This is a genomic window from Paracoccus benzoatiresistens, from assembly GCF_026913015.1.
In the GTDB taxonomy this organism is placed as follows: Bacteria; Pseudomonadota; Alphaproteobacteria; order Rhodobacterales; family Rhodobacteraceae; genus Paracoccus; species Paracoccus benzoatiresistens.
Genome location: NZ_JAPTYD010000069.1, coordinates 1 through 15,026 on the forward strand (window position 1 = coordinate 1; position 15,026 = coordinate 15,026).

The 15,026-nt window shown below is 62.7% G+C and carries 10 protein-coding genes and 1 pseudogene; 3 read left to right on the forward strand and 8 right to left on the reverse strand.

The window, feature by feature from the left end; genetic code table 11:
• Window positions 1–378 precede the first annotated feature (378 nt).
• From OU682_RS21235 to OU682_RS21250, 3 genes are all read right to left on the reverse strand, one after another.
• Window positions 379–1,395 carry a calcium-binding protein gene (locus tag OU682_RS21235; protein ID WP_268944206.1) on the reverse strand — a complete coding sequence of 339 codons (1,017 nt, stop codon included), beginning with the start codon at window positions 1,393–1,395 and terminating at the stop codon, window positions 379–381.
• A 775-nt stretch (window positions 1,396–2,170) separates the two neighbouring features.
• A complete protein-coding gene (locus OU682_RS21245; protein WP_268944207.1) occupies window positions 2,171–2,659 on the reverse strand; it encodes a metallophosphoesterase family protein in 489 nt (162 codons plus the stop codon).
• Window positions 2,660–3,456: 797 nt separating this feature from the next.
• Window positions 3,457–4,035 carry a hypothetical protein gene (locus OU682_RS21250; protein WP_268944208.1) on the reverse strand — a complete coding sequence of 193 codons (579 nt, stop codon included), beginning with the start codon at window positions 4,033–4,035 and terminating at the stop codon, window positions 3,457–3,459.
• A gap of 330 nt (window positions 4,036–4,365) precedes the next feature.
• On the opposite strand from OU682_RS21250, the gene OU682_RS21255 reads away from it, so the two are divergent.
• Window positions 4,366–5,172: a 2-keto-4-pentenoate hydratase gene (locus OU682_RS21255; RefSeq protein WP_268944209.1), complete on the forward strand. Its 807-nt coding sequence runs from the start codon at window positions 4,366–4,368 to the stop codon at window positions 5,170–5,172.
• A 745-nt stretch (window positions 5,173–5,917) separates the two neighbouring features.
• Here OU682_RS21255 and OU682_RS21260 read toward each other — a convergent pair.
• Together OU682_RS21260 and OU682_RS21265 are read right to left on the reverse strand one after the other, a co-directional pair.
• Window positions 5,918–6,811, reverse strand: a complete 894-nt coding sequence (locus OU682_RS21260; protein WP_268944210.1) for a bifunctional allantoicase/(S)-ureidoglycine aminohydrolase — start codon at window positions 6,809–6,811, stop codon at window positions 5,918–5,920.
• Between the two features lie 28 nt (window positions 6,812–6,839).
• The gene (locus OU682_RS21265; protein ID WP_268944211.1) at window positions 6,840–8,171 is read right to left on the reverse strand and encodes a C4-dicarboxylate transporter DctA; all 1,332 of its coding nucleotides are present in this window, start codon (window positions 8,169–8,171) and stop codon (window positions 6,840–6,842) included.
• Window positions 8,172–8,288: 117 nt separating this feature from the next.
• Between OU682_RS21265 and OU682_RS21270 the strand changes: the two genes are divergently transcribed.
• Together OU682_RS21270 and OU682_RS21275 are read left to right on the forward strand one after the other, a co-directional pair.
• A complete protein-coding gene (locus OU682_RS21270; protein WP_268944212.1) occupies window positions 8,289–9,173 on the forward strand; it encodes a LysR substrate-binding domain-containing protein in 885 nt (294 codons plus the stop codon).
• Between the two features lie 376 nt (window positions 9,174–9,549).
• Window positions 9,550–10,809, forward strand: coding sequence for an RtcB family protein (locus OU682_RS21275; RefSeq protein ID WP_268944213.1), 1,260 nt, complete (start codon window positions 9,550–9,552; stop codon window positions 10,807–10,809).
• A gap of 29 nt (window positions 10,810–10,838) precedes the next feature.
• On the opposite strand, the pseudogene OU682_RS21280 reads toward OU682_RS21275, so the two are convergent.
• From OU682_RS21280 to OU682_RS21290, 3 genes and pseudogenes are all read right to left on the reverse strand, one after another.
• Window positions 10,839–11,872, reverse strand: a pseudogene (locus tag OU682_RS21280) (lipocalin-like domain-containing protein).
• Window positions 11,862–14,264 (reverse strand): FtsX-like permease family protein, encoded by a 2,403-nt coding sequence (locus OU682_RS21285; RefSeq protein WP_268944214.1) that lies wholly within the window; start codon window positions 14,262–14,264, stop codon window positions 11,862–11,864. The pseudogene OU682_RS21280 and the gene OU682_RS21285 overlap by 11 nt, the downstream one beginning before the upstream one ends.
• A complete protein-coding gene (locus OU682_RS21290; RefSeq protein WP_268944215.1) occupies window positions 14,261–14,911 on the reverse strand; it encodes an ABC transporter ATP-binding protein in 651 nt (216 codons plus the stop codon). The genes OU682_RS21285 and OU682_RS21290 overlap by 4 nt, the downstream gene beginning before the upstream one ends.
• Between the last annotated feature and the right edge of the window lie 115 nt (window positions 14,912–15,026).

Below are 15,026 nucleotides of genomic sequence, written 5' to 3' on the forward strand. Positions count from 1 at the left end.
GCGGCCTGACTGGAGCCAACGTCACATGCCCGGAGCCCGCTGCCCGGCAATTTCCACCACATTCGCGACACGACCGGCTGCATAAGGAATGGATGCCTTTCGATCAGTCCCGGGGTCTGCGGATGACTGACGAAAGGCAATCTCCAAGTCGCAACCACAGCTTGGGGAACCCAGACATCAGCTCTCAAGCGACCGAAGAATGAGCCCAAGCTGATGCGTGACCGTGCAGTCAGATTCGGATCTTTCAAGCCGGATCCTTGACGGATTTCTGCGAGCCATGCCCTTTCATTGATGGTCGTTGGAGGCAGCGTTGTTGCGCTAATCCATTGCAGCCTGCAGTCTCCACAGGCGCTGGGCAGGAAATCATGTGGTCGGCCTTCACGCCACAAGCAGGTTTATGTCCTGCGCGTCGATCAGCGCCTGATCAAGGTTCAGCAAGTCGATCACGATGTTTTCCCAGGTGATGCGGGTATGCTGGTCCGACGTCCCGAAGCTGGTGATCACGAGATCCTCATAGCTCACGGCAGGCGGTGTCTGGATGCGAAGCTGATCAACTCCGTCTTCGAAGTCCCCGATGCGGGTGATGGTAGGTTGGGTGAAGTGAAACACGTCTGCGTCGGCCCCGCCCCAAAGCGTATTGCGCCCCATGCCCCCGTCCAGAAGATCCGCGCCGGTATCGCCGCGCAAGAGGTCGTTCCCGAGCATGCCATGAAGCTTGTCCGCCCCCGCTGCGCCATTCAGGGTGTCGCTGCCCACTTCACCGAACAGCAGATCGTTGCCCAGGCCGCCATTGATCTGATCGTTGCCGCGCCCGCCCCGAACGGTGTCGTTTCCCGCGCCAGCAACGAACACCTCGTCGATCTGGATACCGGTGATCCGGTCAGCCGCCGGGGTGCCGCGCACGATACCGTCGGCGGGTGGCGGCACATCCTCCATCAGATCGTCGTAATTCGCGATCCCCACTGCCTCGCTGCGGCTGATGCCGGTTGGCAGCATCGCCAGGGGATCGCCCCCGGCTGCGGCCAGCATCGCCCCGACAAAGGCGTTCGAGTTCTCGCCAAAGACCTCGTAGTTGTTGTCGGACCTGTCGATCATGCCCGCATACTTGACCATGATCGCCCAGGCCTGGTCATCGGTCAGCCCCGGGAAGTCGAGCGGCGTGCTGGACCGCTGAGCGGGCGTTTCGCCGTCGCGGTCATCGGCAGAGTCGGCGATGGGCACGTTGGTCTCGACCTTCATGTCACCGAACCAGGGAAGATACGGCCGCTCCGGCCCGGAGCGGATCACATACTCCTCACCATTGCTGTCGCGAAAGACGAGGTAGAGATGCGTCGCTCCGGACGGCAGGCCCAGAAGTTCGACGTCACTTGCCTCGATGAAGATCTGTCCAGTCATAGGCAACTCCACCAGTTGGGTCTCGGAAGGGGTAGAAATCGGAATGCCGCGCAATCTCCGAGGGAAGTTTCACCCGCACTACTGGCGGCAACCGCAGGGAGGTCACGCCATGAACCAGGATACCGACAGCTTAACGTCCTTGCTACTGCGTGATGCAGGCGGCGTATGATCCAACCGAGAACCGCCTGCGGACGAGCGTCGGTGCCGTTGTCGAGGCAATCTTCGAAGAGGAACTGGCCGAAGGGTTATCGCAACTGGCAACTGACCGGCACATTCGGGACGGAGACAGCGTTCCTCGCGCTCGACCAGACAACGAAGTCGGCAAGATCGATGGCCGCACGAGGGCACTGCAGACTTGTGTATCCCTACAGACCATATCCAGTCGATTATGGGGAGTGGGTGAGGCTCCGTGAATCCCTTTGTCGTAGAGGGCAGGCTATTCCAGGTTCTGGTTGAGGCTGGGATCAGCTACCCGATCAAGGGCGCTGGGCTGGATTAATGCACAGAGGTTTGGCGGACTACCTGCTCTGCAAAGAACGCTGGTGTTCACCACCTGACATAAGATCCCCGATCGAAGCAGGGTATCGGGTCGGAGCCAACAGCCTTGAGCAGAGCACTTAGATGAAGGCTCCGAGCCCATTGCGGTCATTGACCCCCGCCGTCGTGCTGCGCAGCCGACATCAATCCGTCGCGCACTTCGAGATCTTCCCTCCAACGACAGCCAGCCTCCGGCAGACCTGGGACGGTTCAGGTGGCCATGTCCAAGCGGAAGCAGTCAGACAGGCAAGGGGTGGATCATGGCGCGGGGGCGGCCGGCCTCTTCCCAAAGGAAGCCCAGCGTGATCGGCAGGCGGAAGCGCCGGGGGCCGGCTGCGCCGGGGTTCAGCCAGAGTGTGCCCCTGGTTTCACCGATGCCGGGCTTGTGGGAGTGGCCCGAGATCACGACGTTCCACCCCTCGACTCCAGGATCAGCCCGCAAGGCCTTGCGGTCATGGATCATGTGGATCCGCAGGCTTCCGATCGTGAGGCTCACCGTTTCGGGCAGGGCCTCGGCCCAATGGCCGCGGTCGATGTTGCCGCGGATTGCCGTCACCGGGGCGATGTGCGCCAGCGCGTCAAGATGGTTGGGATCGCCGATATCGCCCGCGTGCAGGATCAGGTCGACCCCTTCGAGAGCCTCCAGCGCCTCGGGGCGGAGCAGACCGTGTGTGTCGGAGATGACGCCGATGCGTCCCCCAGCAGATGGCTGAATGAGTGGTTGCATGAGGCCATCCCCGGGCTCTATGGCCGCAGTCATCGAATGCGTGGTGTTCGCGACGATCCGGCCAATCCTTTTCCGGCCGTTCGGTTCATCTTGGTGCGTCATCGTCATCTGTGTTTCACCCGGGCTGTGGGAACATCCCCAAGGCATCAACACCGGAGCGGCAGCTTTGTCCGCAGTGCTACCATGCCGGCGTGAATCTCGCTGCGTCACGTCCGAAAGGCAGCTTTAAGAAATGCGGCCTAGCGGTGTGAGTCGTGCCTGACCGGCCGGTAAGGGCCGGTCTGTCAAATCACCAGCCCAGGCCTGCCGCCGCCACAAGACGGACACTTGCGCGCGTGGATGTCGGAACCGTTTGCTCGGTAATTCAGACCGCAATGCCCGCAGCAGAGCTGATAAACCTGCTGGTTGTGGTCCGTCCCAGCGCGTCCAGTTGGAGCAATCACCACTTGGCCGTTTGGATTGCAATAGCCGGGTGTTGTGGTTCCCTTGGGTAAGCGAGAGCGTCGAGGCCCGGCCACTTTGTCCGCCACTGATTTCGAGGCAGGTGGTTGATCGGACATCACGCCAAGGATCCAGCCTTCGTGCCGGGCGAGGCGGGCAGTGGGCTCCCTCAGTACCGGAGTCAAAGCTGCCGTCAACCTCCCGTCCGCATCTGCATCGCGTAGCCAGGCTGCGGTTGCAAACGCATCATGCTGATCAGGTGTTCGATCCTCGATAGCATAGGCGGCACTGTAGAGGCGGGGATAGGCCTCTACCAGCGCCGAACTGTTTTCAGGTATCTCTCACCCGTCAAAGGGTCAGACGTGCAGTTTCGGCAGGGCACGGCGGATGCGGCGCAAGAAGGGCAGGCCAGCATGGGTCGACTTGGCAACCTGGCCCGTGACGTCGAAATGAAACACCGACTTTGCTCGGGCTAGTTCCTCCACCTTGCGGCGCCAGCGCCTCTGACCCGTGCGGCGGGCGGCCAGCGCCGCTGCCGCATCCCTTTGATGCCTCAGGAAGTCGACGTAGAGGCTGGGTGCGTCCGTGGGCCAGTGATGGTGGAAGTCGTCGAGAAAAACATCCCAGTCGCGGGGCAGGGCGTTTTCTTCAAAGTAGGCCTCGGGGAAGGAGAAGGCGTGGTCGATGCCGACGATCGTGGGGACGGGTTCCGCCAGGCGCTCGATCAGCCATGTGGAAAGTCCCCGGCGCGTCCAGTAGCGCTTTGGACCTCGCGGCGGGGCGATCTCCATAGCAGGGTCACCGCCTTCGGCCTTGTAGACCCGCAGGCCCTTGAGACTGGAGTCTGCCGTCTCCGCTCCTGAATAGTCGATGCCGATGGTGCGCTGGAACTGTATGGCGTTTTCCTTCCCTGCAAGTCTCATCCATCCGACCATCGCGATCCAGAGTGGAGGTCTAGGACTATGGCTCATCGGGTCGCAGCGCAATCGAGCTGTTGATCTACAGGAAGGATCATAAGACCAGTATGTTCTGACGCGTAGAACCGGTTTTTTTTATCCAAAAGCTTGGTATTCCCTGCGGCTGGTGCGGATGGCGCGACCTACGTCCAGCTACTCCGACGCCGATCGCTGGGCCAAGTGCAACGGTACGCGATGGAGGCTACCTGGCACGGCATCCGAGACCCGCGGACTAGCCCCGGTCACCCAACTTGCACAACATGCGCGCCTGTGATCCAGACTGGCGGATGACCAAACAGGACCAACACCATGCCAGATGATGCCGATCTTGCCCACGAGATCCTTGGCGCGCTGTTCGAGCGCCGTCAGATCCCTCTCTTGACATCAAGGCCGGGCGGATTGGCGATGGACCGCGCCTATCGCCTGAGCACCTTGATCGAAACCGCCCGCGCGCGGCGTGGTGAGCGTCCCATAGGGCGGAAGATCGGTTTCACGAACATGACCATGTGGAAGCGGTTCAATGTCTCCGCCCCGGTTTTCGGGCCGATGTATGACAGCACGGTGCGCCCGCTCGGAGCGCCGTTCGAAACGGCCATGCTCATGGAACCGCGTATCGAGCCCGAGATTGCGTTCCGCCTGTCGGCCGCGCCCCTGCCGGGAATGGCGCCTGAGGAACTGATCGCCTGCATATCCGGCGTTTGCGCGGGGTTCGAGATGGTGCAATCGATCTTTGCGGGTTGGAAGTTCGAGGCAGCGGATACCGTTGCGGCCTTCGGCCTACATGGCGCCTTCCTGCACGGACCGATGCTGGAGCTGTCACCTGCCGATCGAAGAGACTGGGTCGTGGGCCTATCCAGCTTTGAAACGACGCTTTTCCGGGATGATGTCGTGGCTGACAAGGGCCGTGCTCGAAATGTCCTGGGTGGCGGCCCTCTTGCGGCACTGGGTCATCTGGCCGATCTGCTTGCACGCATGCCCGACGCGGCGCCGATGCAGGAGGGCGATGTCGTCACAACCGGCACCCTGACGCAGGCGCTGCCTGTGAGCCCCGGCGAGACGTGGCAGGTCATCTTTGACGGACTGCCCCTGGACAGGATCAAGGTCGAATTGGTGTAGACACGAAGATCCGCAGGTCGGTGTCGATTCCACGTGCATTCCAGGGAGGATAGGATGGCCAAGCTTGAGGGCGAGGTGGTTCTCGTCACCGGGTCGAGCTGCGGCATCGGCGCTGCTTCTGGGTGCCTTCGCCGATCCGAGCGCTGGATCACGAGGCACGAAGCGACAGCATCCGCGCCATCAGCCTGTCGCCCAGAACAGTGGCGAGGGACATGCAGGACAGCATCCGAAAGAGCGGGGTCAACTCTGTCAGCCAGCCTGACTGGTCGGTCGATATCCCGCCGGAATGGCCAGCACGGGCGGTTGGGTGGCTGTGCGGTCAGGACGGGGACGAGTTCCTATGGCCGAGGTGTCGCTCGGGGACGAATCCCTCCCCCACGTGTCGGGCTGATCGATTAGGGGTGAGGGCCGACTATTTTGGGATTGCCCGCAAGTATCGAGTGCAACGAGATGTGCAAACCTGCGCACCTAGGTGCGCACCCCAATTTTTAGCCTGTAACCGGCGATTTTGCGCGACAATGCCCATCGCATACGAAAAGGCGCTTGAGAGACCCAAATGGCGCGGAGCCTAAGCGCTGCAAATGGGATGCGTTCAAAGCAGAAGGTCCATGTCAATCATCACCCGCGGCAATGACACAAAGCATGACCTTGGGCATGGCTTCCTCGCCACTATGGGCTGATCGGTTCCGGGCGAACCGATCGCCAAGCTAATCTTGGAGGTAATCCCCAGCGTGGGCGGGGCAGATTACCTGTTCTGCCACAAGGGCGCGTGGCGGTTCACGTCCTTGTAGAGCAGATAGCGGAACGGCCCCGGCCCGCCCGCATAGCAGGCCTGCGGGCAGAAGGCGCGCAGCCACATGTAGTCGCCGGGTCCGACCTCGACCCAGTCCCGGTTCAGGCGGTAGACGGCCTTGCCTTCCAGCACGAAGAGCCCGTGCTCCATCACGTGGGTTTCGGCGAAGGGGATCGAGCCGCCCGGCTTGAAGGTCACCACGGTGATGTGCATGTCGTGGCGCAGGTCGGCCGGGTCCATGAAGCGCGTGGTGCCCCAGGCCCCGTCGGTGTCGGGCATCATCGAGGGGGCGATGTCCTGTTCCTGCGCGACGATCGGATCGGGGCGGCTGACGCCCTCCACCGGCTGCCAGCGCTTGCGCCACCAGTGGAACCCGGTGTTGCCGGGCGCGGCGTTGCTGACCGACCAGGCCGTGCCGGGGGGCACATAGGCAAAGCCGCCGGGGGCCAGCCGGTGTTCGGTGCCGTCGATGGTCACGGACAGCTCGCCCCCCGTGACGAACAGGGCGTGCTGGATTTCGGGATCGTCGTCGGGATTGTCCGAGCCGCCGTTTTCGGCCAGTTCGACGATGTACTGGCTGAAGGTCTCGGCAAAGCCGGACAGGGGGCGCGCGATCATCCACATCCGCATGCCGGTCCAGCCGGGCAGGTAGGAGGTGACGATGTCGCGCATCACGCTGCGGGGGATCACCGCATAGGCCTCGGTGAAGACGGCCGTGTCGGTGGTCAGGCCGGTCTGCGGCGGCAGGCCCGCCACGGGACCGGCATAGGGCGCAGGCTGCGGCTCGGGACGGCGGGTTTCGGCGATGTCACCCGTGGGCGCGCCGGCAGGGGGGAGGTCCTTCATGTCCTGACTCCTGGTGTTGACTGCAGGATTATCCATGCGCCACCTGTCCCGGCGCGACGCCCAACGGTGCCGGCTCTTCGAGGACGTCGAGGCTGTCCACGTCCTCTCCGTTCAGGACGCGGTGGGCGCGGTCCCGGTCAATGTCACCGACCCACGATGCGACAGCTACGGTTGCGACACAGTTGCCCAGGTAGTTGCCCAGTGCGCGGGCGATACCCATGAACCAGTCGACCGACAGGACCAGCACCAGCCCGATCGCCGGAATAGCGGGGACCGCTGTCAGCGTCGCCGCAAGGATCACGATGGCCGATCCCGGCACGCCGTGGGCGCCCTTCGATGTCACCAAGGCCACCGCCAGGATCGTCAGCAGATCAAGAAAGGCTAGATCGGTGTTGGTGGCCTGCGCGATAAACAGAGCCGCCAGCGTCAGGTAGATGGAGAATGCATCGAGGTTGAAGGAATAGCCCGTCGGCACAACCAGGCCCACGGTGGTGTCCTTGATGCCCAGATGTTCAAGCTTCCGCATGGTCTGAGGCAGAACGCTGTCGCTGCTGGTGGTGCCCGCGACGATCCCGGCCTCGGTGCGAAGATAGCGGATCAGCTTGATGATGCTGAAGCCCGACAGGCGCATCACCAGCCCCAGAACGCCAAAGACGAACAGCGCAACGGCGACATAGAACAGCATCACCAGATAGCCCAGCTGTGCCAGCGATCCTATACCGTAGGTCCCCACTGTATAGGAGATTGCGCCGAAGACGCCGAAGGGGGCCAGACGCACGATGAAGGACATGATCTTGAAGGCCATCTCGCCCGCAAGCTCGATAACGGTCAGCAGCGGCTTGGCGCGCTCGCCCATCAGCGACAGCGCGCAGCCCGCCAGGATCGCCACGATCAGCACTTGAAGCACGTCACCGGTCGCGAAGCCGCTGAACACTGTGGTCGGGATCAGCTTCATCAGGAAGTCGACCATGCCGCCCTGGCTGACCTCGTTCGCGCGATCCACATAGGTTGACAGAGCCGAGGCATCCAGCGTGCTGGTGTCGATATTCATGCCCGCGCCGGGCTGGAAGACATAAGCCAGCACAATGCCCAGGACCAAGGCTGCGGTCGTGATCACCTCGAAGTAGATGATCGCCCGAACCCCGACGCGACCGACCTTCTTGATGTCGCCCGCGCCTGCAATGCCATGGACGACCACACAGAAGACGATGGCGGGGATCAGCATCTTGATCAGCTTGATGAAGCCGTCGCCCAGCGGTTTCATTCCGGCGGCAAAGTCGGGCGCCATGGTGCCTGCAAGCACCCCCAGGACAAGGGCAAGGCAGACCTGCCCGAACAATGACCGAGACCAGCTTGGCATGTCGATTTCTCCCTGACAGACGCAGCGTTCAGGCGCCGCTTTTGAGTGCCAAGGAGTGTTGGGTGAATCTCTATTCCTGTCTAATATTGTTTTTCAGCCGATCCATATGGTTTTGATATGAGAATACGCCAGCTGCAATGCTTCGTCATCTTGGCCGAGGAGCTGAACTTTACCCGCGCGGCCAAGCGCCTGAACATGTCGCAACCGCCCTTGAGCCTCCAAATCCAATCGCTTGAGCGGACGATTGGCGCCGCGCTGTTTCAGCGGACCAGCCGCAAGATGACACTGACAAGCGCCGGTGAGGTGTTCCTGAGCCGTGCGCGCAGCATCCTGGCTCAACATGATCGCGCCTTGCTCGAGGTGCAGGAAGTGCTGTCAGGCCAGCATGGAACGCTGGATATTGGCGCAACAGGATCCATTCTCCGGGCAGGCTTGGCAGAACTCCTGGCGCAGTTTTGCCGCCAGCATCCGTTGATCAGCGTCCGGCTGCACGAGCAGGCACCTGCTCTGCAAGTCAGCGACCTGCTGAGCGGCCGGATGGATGTCAGCTTCAACCGTTCAGTTCCGTTTCATGAGGACCTGAGTTGCCAGCTTGCCTGGCGCGAGGAGTTGGTCGTGCTCTTGCCCTCGGATCATCGACTGCGTGCCGCACGCACATTGAGCATCGACGATCTTCGGCACGAGCAGCATGTGATCCTGCGGCCCGACAGTTCCGATTTCGCGGCCTACATCTTGTCATTTCTGACCCAAGGGGGCGCACGACCACGCATTTCTCAGCGGGTGGTTGACGCGCAGTCCATCCCAAGCCTGGTCTCTGCAGGCTTCGGAATAGGCCTTGTTCCGGCAGGCATCGCGGCGACAGCCGGGCCATTGATCCATCGACCGATCGCACCCGTTCCACCGGTCTCGGATATATTTGCAGTCTATCGCCGTGGTGAAGGAACCCCAGCGCTTGCAGCCCTTCTTGCAACGCTGGAGCACTCGTTTTCAGGAGATTGTTGATCACCACCGCAAGTGGCTCGAGTTTTTAGTCGGGAAGTGACCTGCTTCCGCGTTCTCGTTTCATCGAAGAACCTAACGCCATTCGATCTAGCGATATTATGGCGTCGCCGCTGCTACTCGATCACTAGACAAGACAACTTCTTCTTTGCGAAGTCCACACAGCCAATCCCCGACTACCTTGTAAAGCACAGTGACGATCCGCTCGGCTGCTGTCGTGCAGGCATCAATGAGGGGGGGTTTGGCATGCTAAAGTCAAACAGGACCCTCGGCGGCCGGGAGGCTTTCCAGCGCGGTCGGGCGACGCAAGATGGTGAAGTTGCGCTGCTTGGAGGCTTTGCTCCTTAAAGAGCCTTGGAACTGAGCAAGCCTCAGGAACTTGGAACAGCATGAGGCGCTGAGACCTCGGGAGAAGCAGGCAATGACGGTCACGGTCTTCGGTGAGGCAGACGCGGCAACGCTGGCGCAGGCAGAGCGATGCGCTTTTGAGGCAGAAGCCATGCTGCTGATGGCCGACAACCACAAGGGCTATGGCATGCCCGTAGGCGGCGTCGCAGTCTACAAGGACAAGGTTCCACCCGCTGGCGTGGGCTTCGATATCGCCTGCGGGAACAAGGCTGTCTTGACGAACCTCAGTCTCGGGGACATTGATAGGCGCCTGTCCAGGCTTGCCGACAAGATCTTCGCAAGCCTTTCCTTCGGCATCGGACGCAAGAACACCACGCCTGTTGTTCACCGGGTTTTCGACGATCCCGCGTGGGATGAGATCGGATTTCTCAAGAGCCATCCTGATCTCAAGAAAAAGGCGCTGGACCAGCTGGGGACGATCGGTTCCGGAAACCATTATGTTGACGTCTTTGCAGACGAGGCTGATCGCATCTGGGTGGGCGTGCATTTCGGCTCGCGCGGGCTGGGCCATGCCATCGCCACGCATTTCATGAAGCGTGCTGGCGACAACCCGACCATCCTGGACGAGACGCCGCACACCCTCGAGGTCGGCAGCCGCCACGGGCGTGACTACATAAGGGCGATGCGGCTGGCCGGCGACTATGCCTATGCAGGTCGCGACTGGGTATGCGATACGGTGGTCGGTATCCTGGGCGGCAAGATCCTCGAGGAAGTTCACAACCACCACAATTTCGCATGGGAGGAGACCCATGGTGGAGAGAGCTATTGGGTTGTCCGAAAGGGCGCCACGCCGGCTTTCCCCGGGCAACGCAGCTTCATCGGGTCCTCGATGGGCGATGTTTCGGTCATCGTCGAGGGGGTGGACAGCGATTTGTCGCGGGCAGCCTTCTACTCGACCATCCACGGTGCGGGCCGGATCATGTCGCGGACCAAAGCCGCTGGCAAACGGCGCAAGCGCGTTGTCGAGCAGAAGCAGCCGAACGGCGGAATGAAGAAGATTACCCAGTGGTACACCGAGGGTGGCGCGGTGGACTTTGAGGCGGTGCAACTCAGGATCGCGCAAGCGGGAATACATCTGCGCGGAGCCGGGGCAGACGAGGCGCCCGAAGTCTACAAGAAGCTTGCCGACGTTCTTTCCCATCACGGCAGCACCGTCAAAATCATCCATACTCTTAGGCCGCTGATCGTCTGCATGGCCGGAGGCGACGAGTTCGATCCCTACAAGGACTGATCTGCCAAGGGCAGGGATGCAGATCATTATCAGTCGTAGCCTGTCATCTCGAGATAGCCGACGCCGGCATGGCTGCCGGACACGGTAACCGGTCCCTCCCAGTAAGGGACCGAGGTTTCCATCCAGGCACCGGGATTCAGGGCCATCACCGTCACATCTACCGCTTGTGAAGGCAGGCTGACCTGCCATGTCGTCGGCACCTGCCGGCCGGCCACGTTGTGGCGGCTCAGCGGTTTGGCAGTAAAGGCTCCATCGGGAAGGGGGGTGGATTGACCATCGGCAGAAATCCAGGTCGCGGACGTATAGTCGCGGGCTCCGCGCAAGACGAAACCCATCACTTGTCGCCACTGTCGAAGGACAGCGAGAACCAGTCCCAGCCCTGCTGATCCTCGGCCAGCGGTTGCGAGGACCACTCCCGGTCCAGCCATGCCGTCCCCTTGACGGGGACATCGCCTTTCGGCAGCGTCAGCGTCCCGGACAGACTGAAGAAGGGTTGCGAGTAGTAGTAGCTGGCTTGACCCGCGGCAGACTTGACCGAGTATCCATCTTGGCCATGTCGCACCAGGGGGCCGGACGCGCGGAGTTGGACGTCATAGCCAAAGTCGGCCCCCGAGGCAGTCAGTCGCAGGCTGTCGAGATTTGGTCCCTCCAGAACCCAGTCATCGATCCAGGCCGAGAACGGGTCAGCCTGCACGCCAGCCTGGCCGATGCCACCTCGGGCGAGGCGCTCGGCCACGTGATGCGCGTCGGGCGTAGTGACAGCAGCATGACCCATCCAGAGCTGCGGCGTGTCCCATCCTTCGCCGTCTTGCGGTGCCAGCGCCGACCGGAACAGCGTCCATTGCAGTCCATAAGGCGTGCCATCCGGGCTGGTCATGTTGGCGGTCAGGTACCACCATTCGATGCGATAGGCGGGGTGGGGCCCATGATCGGCTGGGAAATCCAGCGCCCGTCCTGGAACGGGCTGTGCGAAATCCTCGGCCTCCGTGCCCAGACCGGCAAAGCCCTGTGCCAGCGCGGCCATCGGAAGAAGCAGCAGCAGGATGAAGCTCTTAACGTTCATGCCGGAACACCCCCAGAAGCTGCGCTGGCGGCGTGCGCGACAGCCGCCAGGCCGGCCACAGCGCCGCGATCGCAGCCGCCAGCAGGGTCAGTATCCCGAGCCTCAGGTAATCGAGCGGGAAGAGATACATCGGAAGCCGCCAGCCGAAGGCTTCAACATTGACGATGGCGAGCAGCGCCCAGGCCAGCGTCAGGCCCAGCGGCAGTGCCAGCGCCCCGGTCAGCGTGGCCAGCACTAAGGCACGCAGCAGATCCAGAGCGGCCAGCCTGCGCCGCGTCAGGCCAAGCGCCCAGACCGGTGCCAGTTGCGGCAGCCGCATCGCGGCGAGCGTCAGAAGGCTCATCAGGATGGCAAAGCCCGCGATCGCCAGCGTCAGCACGTTCAGCGCAGCGGTCACGGTGAAGGTCCGCTCGAAGACGGCGAGCGAGGCGGCCTTGACGGCGGCCTGATCGATCATCGCGCCATCCGCCACGCCCGCCTCGGCGCGCAGGCGATCCCTCAGGGCATCCACGCGGCCAGGCTCGACCCGAAGGCCAAACTGCTGGACTGCGACACCGGGGTAAAGGCTCCGAAACAGATCCTCCGACAGAACGACTTGTCCGACCGGGTTGCCATAGTCGCCATAAACGCCCAGCACCGGAAGGAAGAGGTCCGGTCTGGCAGATCCCTGGCCCACCGGGATTTCGGCACCGAGATCCAGCTTCGCTCGGCGATACATCTGTTCGTTGATCAGCACGCCCTGACCTTGGGCCAGGCTGTCCCAAACGTCGGGGACCGCACGCAGAAGCTGCCAGTTGTCGCGATAGGTAGCATGATCGCGCACGCCCATGATCTCGGCAGGCAGGCCGGCGATGGAGCGGTCCACGCTCAGCCTGGGCAAGATGACGTCGGCGTGCCGGGTCGCGACTGCGGCGATGGCATCTGCCTGTGCAGGATCGTCAACCCTGACGTAAAGCTCGGCCGCCAGTCGTTGATCGAGGAACCCGACAAATGTCAGCCGGAACGAGGAGACCATGGTCGAAACGCCCACATTGGCCGCCATCGCCAGCATCAGCGCCATCAGCGCCAGGGAAAGTCCCGGCACCTGCTGACGCGTATCGGCCCAGAACCACTGCGTTATCGGTCCCCTCGCGCGCTTCTCGGCCCGGGACAGCAGCAGGGTCAGCAACGGGGGCAGGGCAAGCGCGCCGCCGATCAGCAGTGCGCCCAGCATGGCGAAGCCCACCAGAAGTCCCTGACCCCAGATCGCCAGGGCTGCGGCGAGGACCAGCAGGCCCATCGCCATCACGGACTGCCTCGTGTGACGATGGGACATGCTGAGGGCACGCGCGTGAGCCCCGCCAAGCAGCGGCATTCGCGCAATCGACCACAGCGCGCCGCTTGCGGCGACGGCCGTGCCGATCAATGCAATGGCCAATCCCGACAACCACCAAATCGGACGGAATGTCATCTGCCCCGACACATCCGCTCCGTACAGCCCGCGCAAGGTGGCCGCCACATCGGGCAGCAGGGCCGCCGCAATGACATAGCCCAAGACCACGCCGATCAGGCCGGCGACAAGGGCCAGCACTGCCAGTTCGGCTGCCATCAGCGCGATCAACCGTTTCAGCGGCGCGCCCAGAGCCCGCAGCGTGCGCACCATCGTCCGGCGCTGCTCGAACGCCAGTCCGATGGCGCCATGGACGATGAACAGGCCCACCGCAAAGGACAACAGACCGAATGCGGTCAGGTTCAGGTGAAAGCTGTCCGTCAGTTGCGCGATATCATTCCTGCCCTGCGGCGCAACCGAGGTCAGATGCGGGGCCACTTCGGCCAGCGGACGGCGGGACAGGGGCTGATCGGGAAGGACGATCAACCGGTCGATTTCACCCGGCCGGTCCAGCAGATGCTGCGCCAAACCGATATCGGTGATCGCCATGTCGGGTGCCATATCCGGAGAAACCACGTGCTGCGATCCAGTATCCGGCAGCCGGGCAAAGGTCTCCTCTTGTGCAAAAACCTGCCCGGGCGCCAAAAGGAAAGCCCCCAGATCGCCGCCGCTTCCGGTGTTGACCGGGGCCAGATCGCTCGGCGCTGTCAAGGGCTCGATCCCGACGATGCGCACAGGACCTAGTCGGCCCTCGACAACCGGCGAGACCATCCAGCCTGCCCGTCTGAGCGCAACATAGGTTTGCTGAGCAATCGCTCCGCCGTCTTGGGCGGTGATCTGGGGATACTGGCTTTCACCCAGGGTCGCGGCAGCCGCCTTATAGCTGGCTCGCGCCTCGGCATTGATCGCCTGCACCCCAGACCACAAGGCAGTTGCAAGAGCCAGACCCACCAGAAGCGTAAGGAGCTGCAGGAGGTTGCGTCGCCAGTGCGACGCAAGCGCGGAGAGGATCGCCGCGGTCACTCCAGACGTCCCGCGTGCAGGCGCAACCGGCGCAGCATGCGGGACGCCAACCGCTCGGAATGGGTCACCAGGATCAACGCCGCGCCTGTCTCCCCGACCAACTCCTGCAGCATGGTCATAACCGTGTCCGCCGTCGCCTCGTCCAGATTGCCGGTCGGCTCATCGGCCAGAACCAGGTCCGGTTGCGGCGCCAGCGTGCGGGCAATCGCCACCCTCTGCTGCTGACCCCCTGACAACTGTTCCGGATACTTGTGCAGATGATCGACCAACCCCAGACGGTCGGTCAGCATCCTGATGCGCCCCGCGTCATGGCGTCCGGCGAGCCGGGCCTGGAATGCGACGTTTGCGGCCACTGTCAGCGAGGGGATGAGGTTGAACTGTTGAAAGATCACGCCCACCGTCCCGCGCCGGAGGCCTGCGCGCCCAACGTCATTAAGCGGCGTCAGATCGGTGCCGCCGATCGCCACCACGCCGCTGTCAGCGGTGTCCAGCCCGCCGATCAGGTGCAACAGCGTGCTTTTGCCCGAGCCGGACTCGCCCGTTAGGGCCAACATCTCGCCCCTATCAAGATCCAGAGTAACACCTCGCAGCACCGCTGCCGTGGCGGCCGGATAGGTCTTGGTGACGTGACGAAGGCGCAGCAGCATGAGGCATCCTTTGGAAGCGAGTATGCCCAACCGACTATAGGGCACCTCGATTTTTGACCGCTTGCACTGTTCTTGGCCGGTTCGACGGCCTTAAGAACGCATGACGCGTTTGGGC

Coding starts and splice junctions, on each gene's coding strand:
- OU682_RS21265 (WP_268944211.1), bottom strand. CDS start 8,171: ATGCCAAGCTGGTCTCGGTCATTGTTCGGGCAGGTCTGCCTTGCCCTT.
- OU682_RS21290 (WP_268944215.1), bottom strand. CDS start 14,911: ATGCTGCTGCGCCTTCGTCACGTCACCAAGACCTATCCGGCCGCCACG.
- OU682_RS21245 (WP_268944207.1), bottom strand. CDS start 2,659: ATGCAACCACTCATTCAGCCATCTGCTGGGGGACGCATCGGCGTCATC.
- OU682_RS21270 (WP_268944212.1), top strand. CDS start 8,289: ATGAGAATACGCCAGCTGCAATGCTTCGTCATCTTGGCCGAGGAGCTG.
- OU682_RS21255 (WP_268944209.1), top strand. CDS start 4,366: ATGCCAGATGATGCCGATCTTGCCCACGAGATCCTTGGCGCGCTGTTC.
- OU682_RS21250 (WP_268944208.1), bottom strand. CDS start 4,035: ATGGTCGGATGGATGAGACTTGCAGGGAAGGAAAACGCCATACAGTTC.
- OU682_RS21260 (WP_268944210.1), bottom strand. CDS start 6,811: ATGAAGGACCTCCCCCCTGCCGGCGCGCCCACGGGTGACATCGCCGAA.
- OU682_RS21235 (WP_268944206.1), bottom strand. CDS start 1,395: ATGACTGGACAGATCTTCATCGAGGCAAGTGACGTCGAACTTCTGGGC.